Below are 16,729 nucleotides of genomic sequence, written 5' to 3'. Positions count from 1 at the left end.
TTACTTCATCTCCTTCCGAATTATCTCAACGATATCATTCGGTTTTGCTTGCTGTAACTGACGGTAGCTTTGCTTGCCATCAGATGGGTCAAATTGACAAACAGCTGTAAATTGACAGTAGTCACAGGCTGTTTTGGATTTCAGTTTATACGGACTAATGGAAGTATCCCCTGCTAAAATTCCATTACCAGCCTCTTGATGCTTGCGCCGTACAAAATGCTGTAGATTTTTCATATCATTAACAGGTACAATCCGTGACTGAGATTCCGATGGTGTCCCATCTTTTTTCATATAGACAGGAATAATTTTTGAATGCCCACTCGATTCCTCTAATTGCTCGTCCATCGATAAAATGGCCTCCGCTTTTTCTGACAAAAGACCTTTCATTTTGTACTGTTTTAAACGGTCTTCCTCAATTTCGCTGTCGCTTAAATCCTTATCAAGCTTTAGCATCGGATTGTGGACATGTACATAAAGAACCCCAGCTGGTTCCGCTTCACCTGATAGCCAGTAAGAGGAATTTTCCATCGCTACATCTAAATACGTTAGTACCTGTAGTGACAATCCGTAGTAAACCTCATTCAAATCTAAATCACGAGCTGATGATTTATAATCGACGATCCGTAAATAAGAGCGGTCATCAATAGACGCACTATCCACCCTATCTATACGACCTCGCATTAACATTTTCTTACCACCTGTTAAATCAATTTCAAGCGGTGGAAGCTGTTCATTTTGGCCCGGTCCAAATGATGCCTCAATGGCGATTGGCTTAAAATGAGATACATTTGCATGCTGCGTAAGTGCTGTCATTGTTCGCTCGACAATCCGAATAAGCTTACGTTGAATGTAGCGATAACGCGCGCTTGACAGTAAAATTTGATGTGAAAACACCGGCACAATTTGCTCAACGGCTTGTCGTGCTAATTGTTTAATTTGCTGCTTTGTTAAACGTATCCATGATAGTTGCAGACGGTGTGTCTCCTCAGTAATCCATTTCAATGCCTCATGGAATAAATCGCCCATTGCGAATGTTTCTAGTCTGTACTCTGCCCGCTCTTCTAGTCGAAGCCCATACGTTGTAAAATGCGAAAATGGGCAACGGAAGTATTTCTCAACACGAGACACACTAGAAGTTAGCTTTTGACCATATAATTCTTGCGTAATGTAGTTTTCTAATGGCTCTGCCTCATTTTTATGAGTGATAGGATGTAAAACTCGATCATAAACAAGTGCCCAATAAGGGTCCTGTTTATAAAATTTTTGTAATGCTACCCACTCTGGCGCAAGCTCGCGGCTATGTTCAGCTTGGCGTTTTTGCACCATTAAATGTGCTAAAGCTGTCCGAGGATGACGTATATACGGTAAAGCATTTTCATCCAGTAATTCAATTGGATCAATGACCACTCGTTCGATCTTGACACCACTCAAAAGACCAGCCGTTTTATCATTGCCGATAATTTTCTTAATATAGAGTGAAGACAATAGAGCCTTACCCTCTTCATCTGCCGTTGAATAAGACATATATAATTTATCGGATGGTGTCGTTAAAGCACGATATAACAAGAAATTTTCCTGTAGTAAACGATTTTTAGACGTTGGCGCAAGCTCATAACCAATTTGACTAAACCACTCACGCTCAGTATCTGACAGCAACCCCTCGTACTCCATACGAGTTGGATAGACCCCATCATTCATCCCTAAGACAAAAGCGACTTTTATATTCGATAAACGAGCTAAGTCAACGGTTGCTACCATGACCTCATCTAATGTAGGCGGGATACGCGAAAATTCTAAAGTGTCAAAGCCCTCATCTAAAATTTTAGCAGCTTCCTCCACGGTCATCTCCTGCTCACCAAACATATAAACAAACTGATCGAGCACTGCAATCCATTCTTTCCAAGCTTGATCATGCTCACTTGCAGCTAATGCATCACCTCGATCAAGTTCACGATCTTTCATTGCTTGAAGCTTTTCATAAACATTCAAATTCTCAATCAGCTCAAATAAAGCTGTCGCAACATCTCTACCTGTTGTCGCTACTTTCAGCTTGTCCTGTAATAATTGGAGCGGCTGACGAACTTCATCGCGAACGGCCTCAATTTCTGCTTGCATAGCACGTTCTTCGTCCGTCTGTACGCGTGAATGGAATTCAAGTCCACGATACTTTTTGAAAAACCAGCGAGCTTCCTCAAACCAGCGCTCACCAAAAATACCCTGTGCTAAACAGTAGTTTTCTAAACGATCCGCCCGCTCTCGCCAAACATTTAACTCCGCATGTAACGGGAAAAATAGATCTGTTTTCACACTCCGAAAAACTGGTTCATATTTCCAATCAGAAGTAATAACCTCTAAAGCCGAACGACTAAGCTCAATTAAAGGATGATGCAGCATCGTCTTTTTTGAATTTGTAAAAATAGGAATTTCATATTGCTGAAAAATAGTTGTAATAAGCGGATCATAAACTTCCGCTTGTCTATAAAGAAGTACGATATCTTGATAACGATATCCCGTCTCCCTTGTCAGCTTTGTTATTTCCCGGGCAATGGCATGGATCTCCGCACGTCGATTAGATGCTTCAAGTACCATTACATCACCTGAAGTATCTTTCGTTTGAGGCACTAAATCAGCAAACCGTTTTTCCATATGCTGTAAATCATCAGATTGAAAACGATGCGTATGATAGAAGTGCAATGGGGCTTCTACCTCAACGCCTTCTTCATAGGCAATATCGTGTAAACGTTGGTTCGTAGAAGCGGCTTCATGAAATAAAGATTGCTCATCATACACTTCTTCAATATGGTCAAAAGGAAGAACTACCGTTACCTGCTTCGTCACCTTTAATAACTCTTTTACAAGCTCTAGTTCCCTTACTGTAAATGCTGTAAAACCATCTATATAAATAGACGCCTGCTTCATCGTCTCAGAGTATTTCAGATGCTCCGTCAAAATCGGATAATACCCCTCACTATCGACATACGTCGTGCCCAATCGTTCCTCCAAAGCTTGTAAAACGACTTGCAAATCATTCGCCTTCGCTTGCAATGTATTAGGCGCATCTATGGCCTTCAAAGATGCTGATACTTCAGCTAACACCGAACTATTTACACTATAACGACTAAACTCTCGTAATAGCGTTTCAATTTCTTCCGTAAAGCCTCGTTTCCCAGCCGCTTGTCGAAATAACGAAAACTCACTTTTTTGTTCCTCTAAAAGTTTACGAATCAGCATTCGATAACCATAGCCATTTACTTCTTTTCGAGCGATACCACCCGTTTCCTGTAACACTAGCCACGCCAATCGTTTAAATGTCATAACTTGCGCACGAATTAAGCCTTGCAAGCCATGCTTATTCGTTAGCTCATACTCCGTCGAGTACGACATTTGGTCGGGGACAATTACAAAAATCGGATGACCTAACGGATCCGATTTTAGTTGTTCAACAATCTCTTGATGAATAAATGTTGATTTACCTGTTCCTGAACGTCCTGAAACGATACGCAATGTCATATACTTTCCCCCTCCTGTTAATGATCTATTTATAATAAGTAGTAGTTGTTGTGGAACATCTGGGCTCTTCTATTCAACTTGAGTGGTTTTCGCATTGACCCAAGTGTTTTGCTGTTCTACCTGATCAGTTTTCGCACTAACCCGATCACTTCGCTACTCTACCTGATCACTTTTTACTTTGACCCGATCACTTTGCCACTCTACCTGATCACTTTTCGTTTTGACCCTCACTTTGCCACTCTACCTGATCACTTTTTGCTTTGACCCGATCACTTTGCTACTCTACCTGATCACTTTTTGCTTTGACCCGATCACTTTGCTACTCTACCTGATCACTTTTTGCTTTGACCCGATCACTTTGCCACTCTACCTGATCACTTTTTGCTTTGACCCGATCACTTTGCTACTCTACCTGATCACTTTTTGCTTTGACCCGATCACTTTCTACCTGATCACTTTTTGCTTTGACCCGATCACTTTGCCACTCTAGCTGATCACTTTTTGCTTTGACCCGATCACTTTGCCACTCTACCTGATCACTTTTTTGCTTTGACCCGATCACTTTGCCACTCTACCTGATCACTTTTTACTTTGTCCCGATCACTTTGCCACTCTACCTGATCACTTTTCGCTTTGACCCGATCACTTCGCCACTCTACCTGATCACTTTTCGCTTTGATCCGATCACTTTGCTACTCTATATCACTTTGCCACTCTACCTATGCATTTTAAAATATTTTATCTAAGCGCTACTCAATGTTTTTCGCGCATTGCCTACTATTTTGAAAAATCAATTTCGCCTTGGCTTAATCGAAGCATTAGCTTTCGCACAGAAAACATTTTTTGCTGTCGCTTCGCTTTCGCACAGAAAACATTTGCTGCAAAAGATAAAAACCCCTTCTCTCATTTTACATGATAAAAGGGGCAAGATGTGCATATTCAACTTTCAACGTTAATGATTTTTCGTCAATTTTCGCGCTTGTTTTAAATCTTTCTCTACACGTGCGTTTAATCGCTTCTCTATAAACTTGCCGATCCACCAAAGGAGAACAATCGCAACTGCCGCGATAATTAGTCTTACAGGGCTTGTTAGGAGCGCTTTTAAATCATAACCGAGCACGCTCATTGCTAAAATCATAACGAACTTCCCAGCCAATAACACGACAAAATAAAACTTTTTATGAATATGAGATAGCCCCGCTACTATGTTTACAATGACTGATGGTGTAAAAGGAAAACAAAGTAAGACAAACAAGGGACTAATGCCATTCATATCTACCCATTTTATTAGCTGCTGTACTTTTTTACTACCTGTGATAAAACGAAACTTCGGATGCTTGCCAAACTTTCGGACAAGCAAAAATAATGCATATGACCCCGCTACAGATCCTAGCCAGGATAATAAAAAACCAAGCCATAAACCGAATGCACTGGCATTAGCAACAACGAACACGACTAAAGGTAAAAACGGTAAAAACGCTTCTATAAAAGGTAATAATAAACCAATGATCGGACCGAGCGTTCGGTATTGTGCCGCAATCTGCTCAATATTTTCTACAGTAAACCATTCACTCAAAATCGACACCTCTATTTATATTGCAAAATTAAATGTAAAATCGTTAGCTTTTCCGAAGTATTTTTATACTCATGGGGCTGATGTCCTGAGAATACTAGTGTATCCCCTTCTTCCAACAATTCATGCATCTCTCCAGCAGAAATAACGGCTTGTCCTTGGATAACAGTTACAGTTTCCTCTACCCCTTCTGTATGAGCCTCACTCCTGCTAATGGCTCCGGGCTCCATTTCAATCTTATAAAGCTCCCATCCACGCTCTGGATTATAAGGAATAATGGAATACACACGATATCGACCATCATCTTCATCTACATGTGGCGCATCCTTACTACTATATTTCAAGAAGTGTGCTGTCGGCGCTTGTAGTAACGAAGAAAAAGAAATGCGCAATCCCGCAGCAATTTTCCAAATCGTTGATACTGTAGGATTTGCCTCTCCCTTTTCAATTTGTGCAAGTTGCGCTTTACTTACACCTGTAGTCTTGGCAACATCGTCTAAACTTAAATGACGCTGTTGTCGAATTTTTTTTAATTGAAAGGCTAAATTCCGACTCATTTGTTCCATTTTAATTCACCAATTTCTATTGTTTATTTTATCAGACATATGTATACTCTAATAAACATCAAGAACTATCAAACTATTCCGCTATTAGTATACATGGAAACTTTTAAGAAAGGATGATCTATTTTATGACAAGTACAACTGATTTCCAGAATGAAACTGTTAACACGCCAGATGATAGCTTTTTACAAGGCGTGAAAGATTGCATCCCCACTTTACTCGGTTATATTAGCATAGGACTCGCTTTCGGTGTTGTAGGTTCCGCTTCTGGGTTATCTGTACTCGAAATTGCACTATTATCTATACTCATTTATGCAGGCTCTGCACAATTTATCTTTTGTGCACTTCTTTTAACAAATAGCCCTGCCTCTGCTATTATTGTAACCATTTTCGTTGTAAACTTGCGCCATTTACTAATGAGTTTAACATTAGCACCCCATTTCACACGCTATTCCATGCTAAGAAACGTTGGTTTCGGCACATTATTAACGGACGAAACATTTGGTGTAGCTGTTACGAAGCAAATGCAGACCGGTAAGCTATATGGTAAATGGATGGATGGGCTGAATATAACGGCCTACTCATTTTGGATTTTTTCTTGTGTAACTGGCGCCTACTTGGGACAATGGGTAGCAAACCCAGAAAAATGGGGCTTAGATTTCGCATTGATCGCCATGTTCGTGGCACTCCTTGTTTTGCAGCTTAGCAGTGTAGGCAAAAGTAAAATCATGCATTATCTTATGTTAATCGGCTATATGTTTATTATTATGTATGGTCTTTCTTATATTGTGCCTTCGCATGTGGCTGTTCTTCTTTCAACAATGATTGTAGCAACTATAGGGGTGGTGACAGATAAATGACGACAACTGCTACTATGGTATGGCTCATCATTGGCTGTGCACTTGTAACCTGGCTACCACGTATTATTCCTTTTATGTTCGTCCGAAGTGTGAAGCTACCAGAGGTTGTATTAAAATGGCTAAGCTTTATCCCAGTCTGTATTTTGAGTGCCCTTGTCATCGAAAACTTATTGGATACCGAAAATGGAAAAATTGTTACACTTAATTGGCCTGTATTTATTACATTTGTGCCAACGCTTATGATTGCACTTGTTACCAAAAGTTTATCCATTACAGTTGTATCAGGGGTTATCATTATGGCAGCCGTAAGATTTTTCATGTAAAAAGGTCAGTCTTAAAAGTGAGAAAGCTATCACTTTGGACTGACCTTTTATAGTAAATTTCAGCAGGTGTTCTTTTGTACCTACAGCGTAAGTACAGGTGTATGGACAACCGCTGAAAGTAGTTAAAGCGTACCTTTGTTTTTCTTCATTTTACTTGCTAGCCAAAAGCCTACTGTTAACGAAAATGCATCGATGACGAATATAATAGACGGTGAAGTATAACCTGCATAGACAGATGCCGCCATAAGTGCAATGGCCAATATTAACGCAACATACCTATTATACGTAATTCGAGTAAACAATAATACGAGTAATGCTGGTAAAAATAACGCTAACATCATTTTCCCGAAAACATCCATCATATATCCCTCGGCTCAGCTAGTAATAATCCAATACGATAATGATCATTGCTATATATAACATGCTGTGTTAAGCGTATTTCATTGTTACGATCTACTACTTCTAGACGACAATGTGCAGCATTTAATTGCAAAGCCTCGTATAAATCATTTTCAGTAAAAATGGCCTCACCGTTTACTTTACGAATACATTCCCCTGCCTGTAAGCCCATTTTTTCAGCTGGTGAATCAGGTAAGACAGCCGCAATAATAGCCCCCTTTGAACTTGGGGCAACCGCGTAAATATCCGTTTTATCTTGCTGCGCGTAGTAGATTGAAATAATGATACGAATCACTACACCAATTGCTAGCGTTATAAAGCCGATAAATGGCTCCAAGGCAGCTGCAAGTCCACCTATTAAAATTAACTGTCCTAGCATTAGCACCGATCGGCCAATTTTAGGCAATTGCAAAGCCGGCAATTCTTTTCTAGTAAGCTTTGAAAAGCCAATAACGAATGGGAATAGTACAAGTGCAAAGGTACTCTCTCCTAATGTGAATTGTGGCCAATATGGGAAATCTACTGGAATAACATCACCAGGTATGACAAAGAAGATTGGTAGTACCCATACATTTCTTGAACGATAGACAATTGCCTGCATACCTCGCTTCGTCTTTTCAACTTGCGGCGTCGTGACCATCATTGCTGTTCGACGAATTAACATACCTTCCGCAATCACACATAGGCCTGCTAAAATCGTAATCGTTACAATGGAGCCCTCTACTAAATTTACACCTTCTAAAGAGATGTTCCACCAAGAAAATGTCCAATTGAAGTAATACATCAACCATATCGCTAACGTCGCAATCCCCATCGTATAAATAGGTGAAAGGGCATTAACGAAGTACAATAATAGTGCCAAGGCAGAAATAGCGATTAAAATCATAATAAAAGCTTTTGGCACCGTTAAACCTAAACCAACACTCACAAGCGAAATAAGGAGGGCAGATAACCAACCATATTTCCATTGCCCCATTAGCTCTGTCCAACCCCAAATAATACGTCTATTAAAAAATTTACGCTCCTGCTTTACACGCCTATAACCTAATAAAATCGCAAACAAAATTGCGATATACATTAATGGGTTGATTAAAAAGCGGCCAATCGCTGTTACAATTTCTAATAATATATCACTAACCATACGAACACCCGCCGTTTCTATCTAGAATACTATGAATTTATTGTATCAAACGACTACACTCTTGCGTAGTACAATCTAGTAGAAAGCCTTCTATTCTTATTATTTTCGTCATTTTGGTGGATGTCCCCGTTTATAATAATAAAAAATGAGGATATAAGACCAACTATCAGTCTATATCCTCAAATCAAACTATCTACTATTTTTTATTCTTCAATATTATGCAATAAGAAGCTTGTCGCCATTTGGAACTGCAAATCATTTTGACGATCCTCTTTATATTTTTTCAACGTTTCGTTTAAGCTGTTAAAGAAGGTAGTGTCCATATTAAAATCCCCTTCCGCTTTTTTCAACTTTTTATCGTCTCGATAAAGCTTAACAGCCTCCTCCGTTGATTCATCCAAGTAACCGTCTAAACGAGCAATTTTATACCCTAGCATTTTTAAAGCATTTTGCGTATAAGCAATTTCCTCACTCATGTCGCCCTCTTTAAACTTCCCTGATAGTGGGTGCATTTGGAAAGCGAATAATTCATTTTGTTCAATCACTAAATTAGCCTCAATACCTTGCTTATGGATCCATTCACGCTTTGGTGTCAGCCATTTATTTGTCGACAATTTAAGCTCTCCACCATTTTTCAACGACCAAGACTCCTGTACTGTTCCCTTTCCAAAACTCTTAACACCAACAAGGGAAGCACGTCCCCATCCTTTTAAAGCGCCACTAAGAACTTCACTAGCAGATGCACTGCCCGCATTTTGTAAAACAACAATCGGTATTTTATACATTGACTGTAAATAATTCTCGTCAAAGCTTTTTGATTCCGTTTTTAATGGTTCCATAGCACCTTCAGCATTTTGCATATAGGCAAACACTTTGCCATTCTCCAACACTGTACTTAGTAGCGCTGCGACGCTATGTAAATAACCACCTGGATTATCCCGCACATCAATCACTAATCCCTTAATATCTTTTCGTAGCAATTTACTCGTTTCAGCAACCCATTCATTGGCCGTTTTCTCACCAAAAATCGAAATTTCCACATAACCTATCGGCGTATTTTCTACGTTTACTACTTCGCTCTCCACTGTTTTATTGGAAATTGCTGCACGTTCCATCGTCATTTTAATATGTTTATCTTCACTCGGACGATAGACGACAATCGTAACTTTCGTCCCTTTCTCCCCTTGAATTAAATGCATTAATTCACTCATCTTTTTACCTTCCACTCGAGTGCCATCAACTTGTACAATTTCATCGAGAGAGCGCATCCCTGCTTTTTCTGCTGGGGACGAACGGACTGGGGACACAACAATAAATTTCCCGTTATTTTCAGCTAGCTCAATTCCAATGCCCACTCTTTCCTCAGCTAACATTTGTCGGTGCTGTTCTGCCTCTTCCTTCGAATAATAGGTGCTATAAGGGTCCTTAATAGCATCTGCCATACCACGAAGTGCCCCTTCCACCAACGCATCTTTTTTCGTACTGTATACAGATTTTTTTTCAATTAAATTCATCGCTTCATTAATCGAATCAACCTCTGCAACGACCGGTTCCTTCTTATCCCCTAAATTAAACCAGTCAAAATAAATGCCACTCCCTAACAATAGACTACTAGCAAGTACGCCAACACCCGCCATTATTTTGCGCAAACCTTCCCTCCTCCGTCTCTTCTACTGTATGAATTTTATTTTTCAAACATACAAGATTAAGCTTCAAAATACTTTGTTGAATCCTATGATTTTTGTTTCGCTAGTATTCTATTGTGTATCGCAGGCTTTCTATTTCGTAGCGTGGGTATTCTATTTCGGATCGTGGAGTTTTACATTTCCTAGTGGGCGTGTTCTATTACGGATCGTGGGGATTTTCATTTTCTAGCGCGGGTGTTGTTTTGCTGTTCGCGGGTATTTACTTCCCTTCCGCGGTCTTTCGCGGGTATTTACCTTCCTTCCGCGGGTATCTGCTCCATTCGCGGGTATTCACCTTCCTTCCGCGGGTATTCTCTCCTCTTTCGCGGGTATTCACCTTCCTTCCGCGGGTATTCTCTCCTCTTTCGCGGGTATTCACCTTCCTTCCGCGGGTATTCCCTTTCCTTCCGCGGGTATCCACTCACGAAGCACATGTATTTATTAAACAAGGAAATACTCCCATAAAAAGAATCTGCTTCGTTTTTTCTGGCAAACGAGCAGATTCTTTGAAATTTATTTTTTGCTTAGTCCATTGCATCTACATAGCTTTTTAACATTTCCGCATTCATCGGCCCTCTAATAGCACGTTGAATATATCCATTTGAATCAATAAAATAGGTTGTGGGAATCGTTATTACTTGGTAGTCTAAGCCGGCTGAGTTTTTCGGATCGAGTAAAATAGGAAATGTTAAATCGAAACTTTCTCTAAATGTCATGACAGAATCTATTTTTTCGTCCTCTGTAACGTCTCGTTCAGCCTGTGTTAAATTGACAGCTATTATTTCTACATTATCTTTTTTAGCATTTTGTTCGTAATAATTTTGCATATGTGGCATTTCTGCCTTACATGGTGGACACCAGGTTGCCCAAAAGTTTAACACGACTTTTTTTCCACGAAGCTCACTCAATGTTACGTCTTCGCCATCCAAACTTGTTAAAGTAAAATCAGGTGGTGTATCTCCATTCTTTAAACCGATCTTTCGTTCGTCCATTTCTTTCCCTAGAGAAGCTGTTTCAATTTCACGATCTTTATCAATCTGCTGTTTAACATATGTACCAATCATCGCGACTACTAATAACACGACGATAAGTAGGCCAATATTTTTTTTCATTCCTTACCTCCAAATGATTTAGTTACGCTAGCAAGACGCTGAACCCCTATACCTACTATAAATAATATGACGCTCACTCCTACAGCCGGTTGCCATAAACCAAGCGGCTGAAAGAAGGCCACAATGATAAGACCAAGCGTATATAAAAATAATGCACGATCGATGGCGGTTATTTTCCATAATATGAGGACTGTTAGTATGCTTAGCACAAGTAAAGTACTCACTTCGCTATTGGTTGGATTATCATTTAGTAACACTACAAGGCATTGATAGCTCGTTTGCGTTAAAATAATTGCCCAGCTACAAGCAGCAATTCCAGTTTCGTCAAAGTGGATTTTTTTTCGATTCCACCAAAGCTGTAGTGATACTGCCATAACTCCTAAAAAGACACCGATTGTTCCACCATTGAAATAAAGGAGCGCAAACGGTTGAGCAATAACAACTTTAAAATCAGTGACGATTACGCTAAATTTCCAAACGAGAATAAAGGTAAAAACTGCGTCTCCATATACCCCCGCCCATTTCTTCTGATATTGTACCCGTATAACGAGCCACACTAGGAAAAATGCCACAAGTAGAGCGACCGCAGTTGCTGGTAATGTTAATGTCCGGATAGAGAACCATTCTGTATTATTCACCTAATAAATCCCCCACAAAAAAGATAGCTTCAGCATAGCATATATTCTTTATATGAACTGTTATTTCACAGTGTGTTCAAAAAATCTCCCTGAAACATGCAAAAAATAGCCTTTTGCTGAGCAATTTTATTGAAATACCCACCGAGGTATTTACACTATAAATATATTACATAAAATGGTACCACACTAGGAAAAAGGCTTCCACATAACACTAGGTCTTAACAAATGTGAATAGCAAACAAAAAAGCTATACATTAGAAGAACTCTAATGTATAGCTTTCAATATGTTTATACTGGAATATATTTTAATGGATTCACACTTCCGACTGCTTGTCCTCGCCAAGCGCCGATGTGCACTTCAAAGTGTAAGTGAGGTCCTGTTACACGTCCAGTCATACCCATTGTTCCTATTTGCTGACCTTGGGATACTTCTGAACCAACACTAACATTGAAAGAATTTAAGTGTGCATATACTGTCGTATGGATTTCGCCATTGATAGAATGCGTAATGATAACAACATTACCATACGAGCTAAGTGGTGCAGCGTAAGAAACAACACCGTCAGCAGCTGCCCAAATTGGAGTACCTGTGCTATTTGCAAGATCGACTCCATAGTGGAATTCTGGGCCTGCGCCAATATTACGCCAGCCATAAGGTGATGTTAAACGACCATTTGTTGGCTTAATCCATGTACCATTCGATGGTGGCGCTTCGACTGTTGAAGACCCTCCACCATTATTATTACTTGAACTGCTTGAACTGCTTGAATTACTTGAATTAGATGCTTTTGCAGCGGCTGCGGCTGCAGCAGCTGCTGCTTTACGTTTCTCTTCTTGTTGACGAGCAATTTCTGCTAATCGATTTTGCTCATTAATGATTTTTTGTTGTAAATCCGCACTAATCTCAAGAGCCTCAGAATACTCTTTTTCAAGCAATACTTTTTCAGTCTTCAGCTTTGCTTGTTCTTTTTCTAATTGATCAATTAATTTGTTTTTCTCAGTTTTTTGTCCGTTTAATGATGCTTTTAAACGATCAAGCTCAGCTTTTTTATCTTCAAGTTTTTGGCGTTTGCTTTCTAAAACTTGCTTTTGTTCCTCTAGCTTTTGCTTATCCTCTTTTTGATCTTGGATAATTTGACGATCCGCTTCTAGTAAAGCATTAACAGCAGAGAATCGATCGATAAAATCTACGAAGCTATTAGAACTAAGTAGTACATCTATATAGCTAACGGAACCACCCGCCTGAATCGCACGAGCACGATCCTCTAACAATAAATCACGTTCTTCAATTTTGCGTAGCAGCTCAGCAATATCATCTTTTAAAGACTTTATTTCTTTATTTGTAGATTGAATTTCTTCTAATACATTTTTAATATTACTATTCGTTTTATCAATTTCAGCATTTAATGTTTGAATTTGATCTAATATTTTTTGCTGCTTGTCTTCATTTACATTAATAGCATTTGATTTATTTTTGATGGATGAATTTAAGCCATCTTTCTTTGATTCAATTTGTCTTTTTTCATCTTTTAAATCCGATAAACTATTTGCATAAGCTGATGGAGTTTGGATAAAAAGACATAGTGCAGATGCTGCAGCAAGTAATTTCATTAAGTTTTTCGCCATACTTTTCACCGGTTGAACTCCTTTTCGACTATTAATTTTGGTTGATGCTTGTCCTGCTTCACAAAACTAAATTTTTAAAAACTTACGTACTGACATGAAACTTCCCCAAATACCGATTAGCACACCGATCAGTAATAGTAGACCGCTTACTTGGTACACAAGCGGTGAGAAATCAAGTACTTGAACAAGCTCGCCTTTTAATCGAGGCGCAATAATTTTATATACATTGTGGTAAAGAGTTGCGATGACCGCAATCGGAATAATAGAACCTAAAATTCCGAGCCACATTCCTTCTAATAAAAATGGGATACGCACGAATGAATTCGTTGCTCCTACAAGTTTCATAATCTCTATTTCATCTCGACGCGCAATAATAGTAATTCGAATCGTATTAGAAATTAAGAAAATTGCTGTAAATAATAATCCTAAAATAAGCACAATCCCAACGTTACGGCTAATATTTAAGAAGTTAAACAGCTTTTCTACTTTGCCTTCACCATACATAACGTCATATGTATAATTAAATTTACCAATTGTTTTAGCAACTTTAGCTGTTTGCTGAGGATCTGAAGCCTTCACATAAATAACATTACGTAATGGGTTACTTTGCTCAAATAGTTTAAAATCGTCCCCAAAATCTTTTACTAATTTAGATAATTCATTTTCTCTTGTCGAATAAGTCATCTCAGCGATATCTGGCAATTTCTTAATTTTTTCCATGAGCGCTTTTTCATCAGCTTTACCTGCTGTTTCATCAATTAACACTTTAATTTCAACATCGTTTTCTAAATCAGATGCTACTTTATTTAAATTCATCATAATAAGCGCAAAGACACCTACTAATATTAATGTAACTGTAACTGCACTTACGGAAGCAATAGTCATCCAGCTATTACGGCCAAGAGACTTTATACTTTCTCTGAAGTGACGTTTTACTGTATTAAATTTCATAACCGTAGTCACCTCCGTGCTCATCACGGACAATCATTCCGCCTTCTATTGCAATTACTCGACGACGAATCGTATTTACGATTTCACGGTTATGTGTTGCCATTACTATAGTTGTACCTCTCGCATTAATTTCTTCAAATAAATTCATAATCTCCCAAGATGTTTCAGGGTCAAGATTCCCAGTAGGTTCATCCGCAATAACGACCTTCGGCACATTCACAATCGATCGTGCAATCGAAACACGCTGTTGTTCGCCACCTGACAGTTCATTAGGGAACATTCTTGCCTTTTGCTTCAGTCCTACAAGCTCTAAAACCTCCATCACTCGACGGCGAATTTCCACTGGTTCCTCCTCGATTACCTCTAGAGCAAACGCTACGTTTTCATAAACATTCAAACGAGGTAAAAGTTTAAAATCTTGGAAAACCACTCCGATTTGACGGCGTAAAAAAGGTACTTTTTTATTTTTCAAGGAAGCTAAATCTATACCATTAACAGTGATTTCTCCCGAAGTAGCTTTTTCCTCGCGATACATTAATTTAATGAATGTAGATTTCCCCGCTCCACTTGGACCTACAACGTAGACAAATTCACCTTGCTTTATGTTAATGGAAATCCCATTTGTCGCAACAACACCATTTGGGTACTTCTTTGTCACATTTTTCATTTCTATCATATTTAAACCACCTAAATCTCTTACCATGTAAGAGGTATTTCGTTACCTATTATAACACTCTATTTCTACCTTTATTATTACAGTTTCATTTCATTCCGTGGTAGTTCTTGTTATTTCGTTATCTGATTGCCATAAATGTGTTAAAACCTCGACAAACAAAAAAAACAGAAATCGAGCCCATTAGAGGAAAGTCGATTTCTGCTTTTCTAAAGTTTTTAAGCAAAAAAAAGCATTCAAACTATGTTAGTATACATAGCCTGAATGCTTTTGTTAGTTAAACAGTTTGCTCGTCAGTCGTTGTATAGCGTACTAAAACTGCACCTGTTTTAGACTCACCTTCGATAAATAGTCGATTAGCATTCTCTACTTCTTTATCGAAACGTACGACTTTTGATAAAAATTGATCCTGTGATTCAATTTTTGAAGCATCTTGAATACCTACATCTACTTTACCAAAATTCGTAACAATTTTACCGCTTAACGAGATTGTACGTGGCACATACAATTCAACAGCTCCTGCGACTGTTTGTGCTTTGATTTTCGATGAATTAGTAGAGCAAGTCGTGACCACAACATGTCCATTAACCGATTTTGCTTCAACTTCATCCAATGCGCCATCTAAATAAACACGGCCATTCAATGTTTCAGCCTCTAAATCTTTACCACGAACATTTGTTAGTTCAATGGAACCATTAGAAGAATCCACTTCTGCCTTTCCAAAGTTAAATTTAGAGCCTTTAATCGCACCGTTTAAAGTCTTTATTTTTAAATGCTCGAAATCCGTATCTTGTAAAGTAACACTTCCGTTCATTAAACGTACTGATAATTTTTCTAATTTATCCTTTGGAACAAGGACTTTCACATTTACTTGCACTAGCTTAAGTTGACTTAAAATTCGTAATGAATCTCCATCTTCCTTGACAACGAATTGCTCTAGGAAATTAGCACGTGTTTCCTCTTCACTATCATTAACAAGAGGTGCCTTTACTTTGCAAACGACTTGGAAGCTATCTCCTTCAGCGGTTTCTAATGAAAAATTGCCATTCGGTAATTCAGCAATTATTTTATCTACATGTTCAGCTGCAACTTCTTCCGTATGTGTAAACTCAAATTTATCACCAAATGGAGAAGATACATCGAATTCTTTGACCTTTTTTACTGCCGTATTCATCATATCCATAAAAAGTGAACCAATTTGTGATAAATCTTTACGGAAGTCCTTCATTTCTTCTTGGAAATATTTAGGGAAATCTTCATCTTTTTGCGATTGTTCTCTCTTAGGACTTTCACCATTAAATACTGACTCTTTTTCTGTTTGGGAATGCTGGCCCTCATTTGACACATCATTCATAACATGTTGAGTGGACTTGCTAGGTTGCTCTAATGCTTCTAATAATGTAATCGCCTCTTGCGCTGAAATTGTTCCTTTTTCCACAAGTTCTAAAATTCGTTGACGTTCATTTTGCATAATTAAAATTAGCCTCCCTCAGTTCATTATAGTATTTATACGAAACGCATTGTGAAAAGTTTCACCAAAAAACGAAAAATTGGGAATATACCTTATTTTAGACACATTACCATAACGTGTAGTTGATTACTGTTCTGGCTGGGCGCATCCAGCCTTCACTCTAATCAACTTATTCATATGACATACGTTTTAATAGAATGTCAC

Annotated in this window: 15 protein-coding genes; 2 read left to right on the top strand and 13 right to left on the bottom strand. The window is 38.6% G+C overall.

The features are described 5' to 3' along the window. The 4 genes from addB to ABE34_RS01250 all read right to left on the bottom strand — a co-directional run bounded on the left by addB (nucleotide 1) and on the right by ABE34_RS01250 (nucleotide 5,649). Nucleotides 1–3,510 (bottom strand): helicase-exonuclease AddAB subunit AddB, encoded by a 3,510-nt coding sequence (gene addB / locus ABE34_RS01265; protein WP_197139843.1) that lies wholly within the window; start codon nucleotides 3,508–3,510, stop codon nucleotides 1–3. A 403-nt stretch (nucleotides 3,511–3,913) separates the two neighbouring features. Further along, nucleotides 3,914–4,072 (bottom strand): hypothetical protein, encoded by a 159-nt coding sequence (locus tag ABE34_RS01260; protein ID WP_197139842.1) that lies wholly within the window; start codon nucleotides 4,070–4,072, stop codon nucleotides 3,914–3,916. Between the two features lie 390 nt (nucleotides 4,073–4,462). After that, complete coding sequence (locus tag ABE34_RS01255; protein ID WP_197139841.1) at nucleotides 4,463–5,086, bottom strand: TVP38/TMEM64 family protein; 624 nt, start codon at nucleotides 5,084–5,086, stop codon at nucleotides 4,463–4,465. Between the two features lie 11 nt (nucleotides 5,087–5,097). Beyond that, nucleotides 5,098–5,649: a helix-turn-helix domain-containing protein gene (locus tag ABE34_RS01250; RefSeq protein ID WP_197139840.1), complete on the bottom strand. Its 552-nt coding sequence runs from the start codon at nucleotides 5,647–5,649 to the stop codon at nucleotides 5,098–5,100. Nucleotides 5,650–5,774: 125 nt separating this feature from the next. On the opposite strand from ABE34_RS01250, the gene ABE34_RS01245 reads away from it, so the two are divergent. Together ABE34_RS01245 and ABE34_RS01240 are read left to right on the top strand one after the other, a co-directional pair. Then, a complete protein-coding gene (locus tag ABE34_RS01245; protein WP_197139839.1) occupies nucleotides 5,775–6,506 on the top strand; it encodes an AzlC family ABC transporter permease in 732 nt (243 codons plus the stop codon). After that, nucleotides 6,503–6,829, top strand: coding sequence for an AzlD domain-containing protein (locus tag ABE34_RS01240; protein WP_197139838.1), 327 nt, complete (start codon nucleotides 6,503–6,505; stop codon nucleotides 6,827–6,829). Before ABE34_RS01245 ends, ABE34_RS01240 begins: the two co-directional genes overlap by 4 nt. Before the next feature lie 122 nt (nucleotides 6,830–6,951). On the opposite strand, the gene ABE34_RS01235 is transcribed toward ABE34_RS01240, so the two are convergent. From ABE34_RS01235 to ABE34_RS01195, 9 genes are all read right to left on the bottom strand, one after another. Next, nucleotides 6,952–7,188, bottom strand: coding sequence for a DUF2198 family protein (locus ABE34_RS01235; protein WP_197139953.1), 237 nt, complete (start codon nucleotides 7,186–7,188; stop codon nucleotides 6,952–6,954). Continuing rightward, entirely contained in the window at nucleotides 7,188–8,369 is a 1,182-nt protein-coding gene (locus ABE34_RS01230) for a PDZ domain-containing protein (protein WP_197139836.1), read from the bottom strand. Before ABE34_RS01230 ends, ABE34_RS01235 begins: the two co-directional genes overlap by 1 nt. A 203-nt stretch (nucleotides 8,370–8,572) precedes the next feature. Continuing rightward, complete coding sequence (locus ABE34_RS01225) at nucleotides 8,573–10,018, bottom strand: S41 family peptidase (RefSeq protein WP_197139834.1); 1,446 nt, start codon at nucleotides 10,016–10,018, stop codon at nucleotides 8,573–8,575. Between the two features lie 560 nt (nucleotides 10,019–10,578). After that, entirely contained in the window at nucleotides 10,579–11,166 is a 588-nt protein-coding gene (locus tag ABE34_RS01220) for a peroxiredoxin family protein (protein ID WP_197139832.1), read from the bottom strand. Beyond that, nucleotides 11,163–11,804 (bottom strand): hypothetical protein, encoded by a 642-nt coding sequence (locus ABE34_RS01215; RefSeq protein ID WP_197139830.1) that lies wholly within the window; start codon nucleotides 11,802–11,804, stop codon nucleotides 11,163–11,165. Before ABE34_RS01215 ends, ABE34_RS01220 begins: the two co-directional genes overlap by 4 nt. A gap of 288 nt (nucleotides 11,805–12,092) precedes the next feature. Beyond that, a complete protein-coding gene (locus tag ABE34_RS01210; protein ID WP_197139828.1) occupies nucleotides 12,093–13,439 on the bottom strand; it encodes a peptidoglycan DD-metalloendopeptidase family protein in 1,347 nt (448 codons plus the stop codon). Nucleotides 13,440–13,496: 57 nt separating this feature from the next. After that, nucleotides 13,497–14,381, bottom strand: coding sequence for a permease-like cell division protein FtsX (ftsX, locus tag ABE34_RS01205; protein ID WP_197139826.1), 885 nt, complete (start codon nucleotides 14,379–14,381; stop codon nucleotides 13,497–13,499). Further along, complete coding sequence (gene ftsE, locus ABE34_RS01200) at nucleotides 14,371–15,057, bottom strand: cell division ATP-binding protein FtsE (RefSeq protein WP_197139824.1); 687 nt, start codon at nucleotides 15,055–15,057, stop codon at nucleotides 14,371–14,373. Before ftsE ends, ftsX begins: the two co-directional genes overlap by 11 nt. A 274-nt stretch (nucleotides 15,058–15,331) precedes the next feature. Beyond that, entirely contained in the window at nucleotides 15,332–16,525 is a 1,194-nt protein-coding gene (locus tag ABE34_RS01195) for a DUF4097 family beta strand repeat-containing protein (protein ID WP_197139822.1), read from the bottom strand. Nucleotides 16,526–16,729: the final 204 nt, after the last annotated feature.

Source organism: Lysinibacillus sphaericus (genome assembly GCF_015844675.1).
GTDB classification, from domain to species: Bacteria; Bacillota; Bacilli; order Bacillales_A; family Planococcaceae; genus Lysinibacillus; species Lysinibacillus sphaericus_E.
This window is presented reverse-complemented; position numbering and strand designations above follow the sequence as displayed.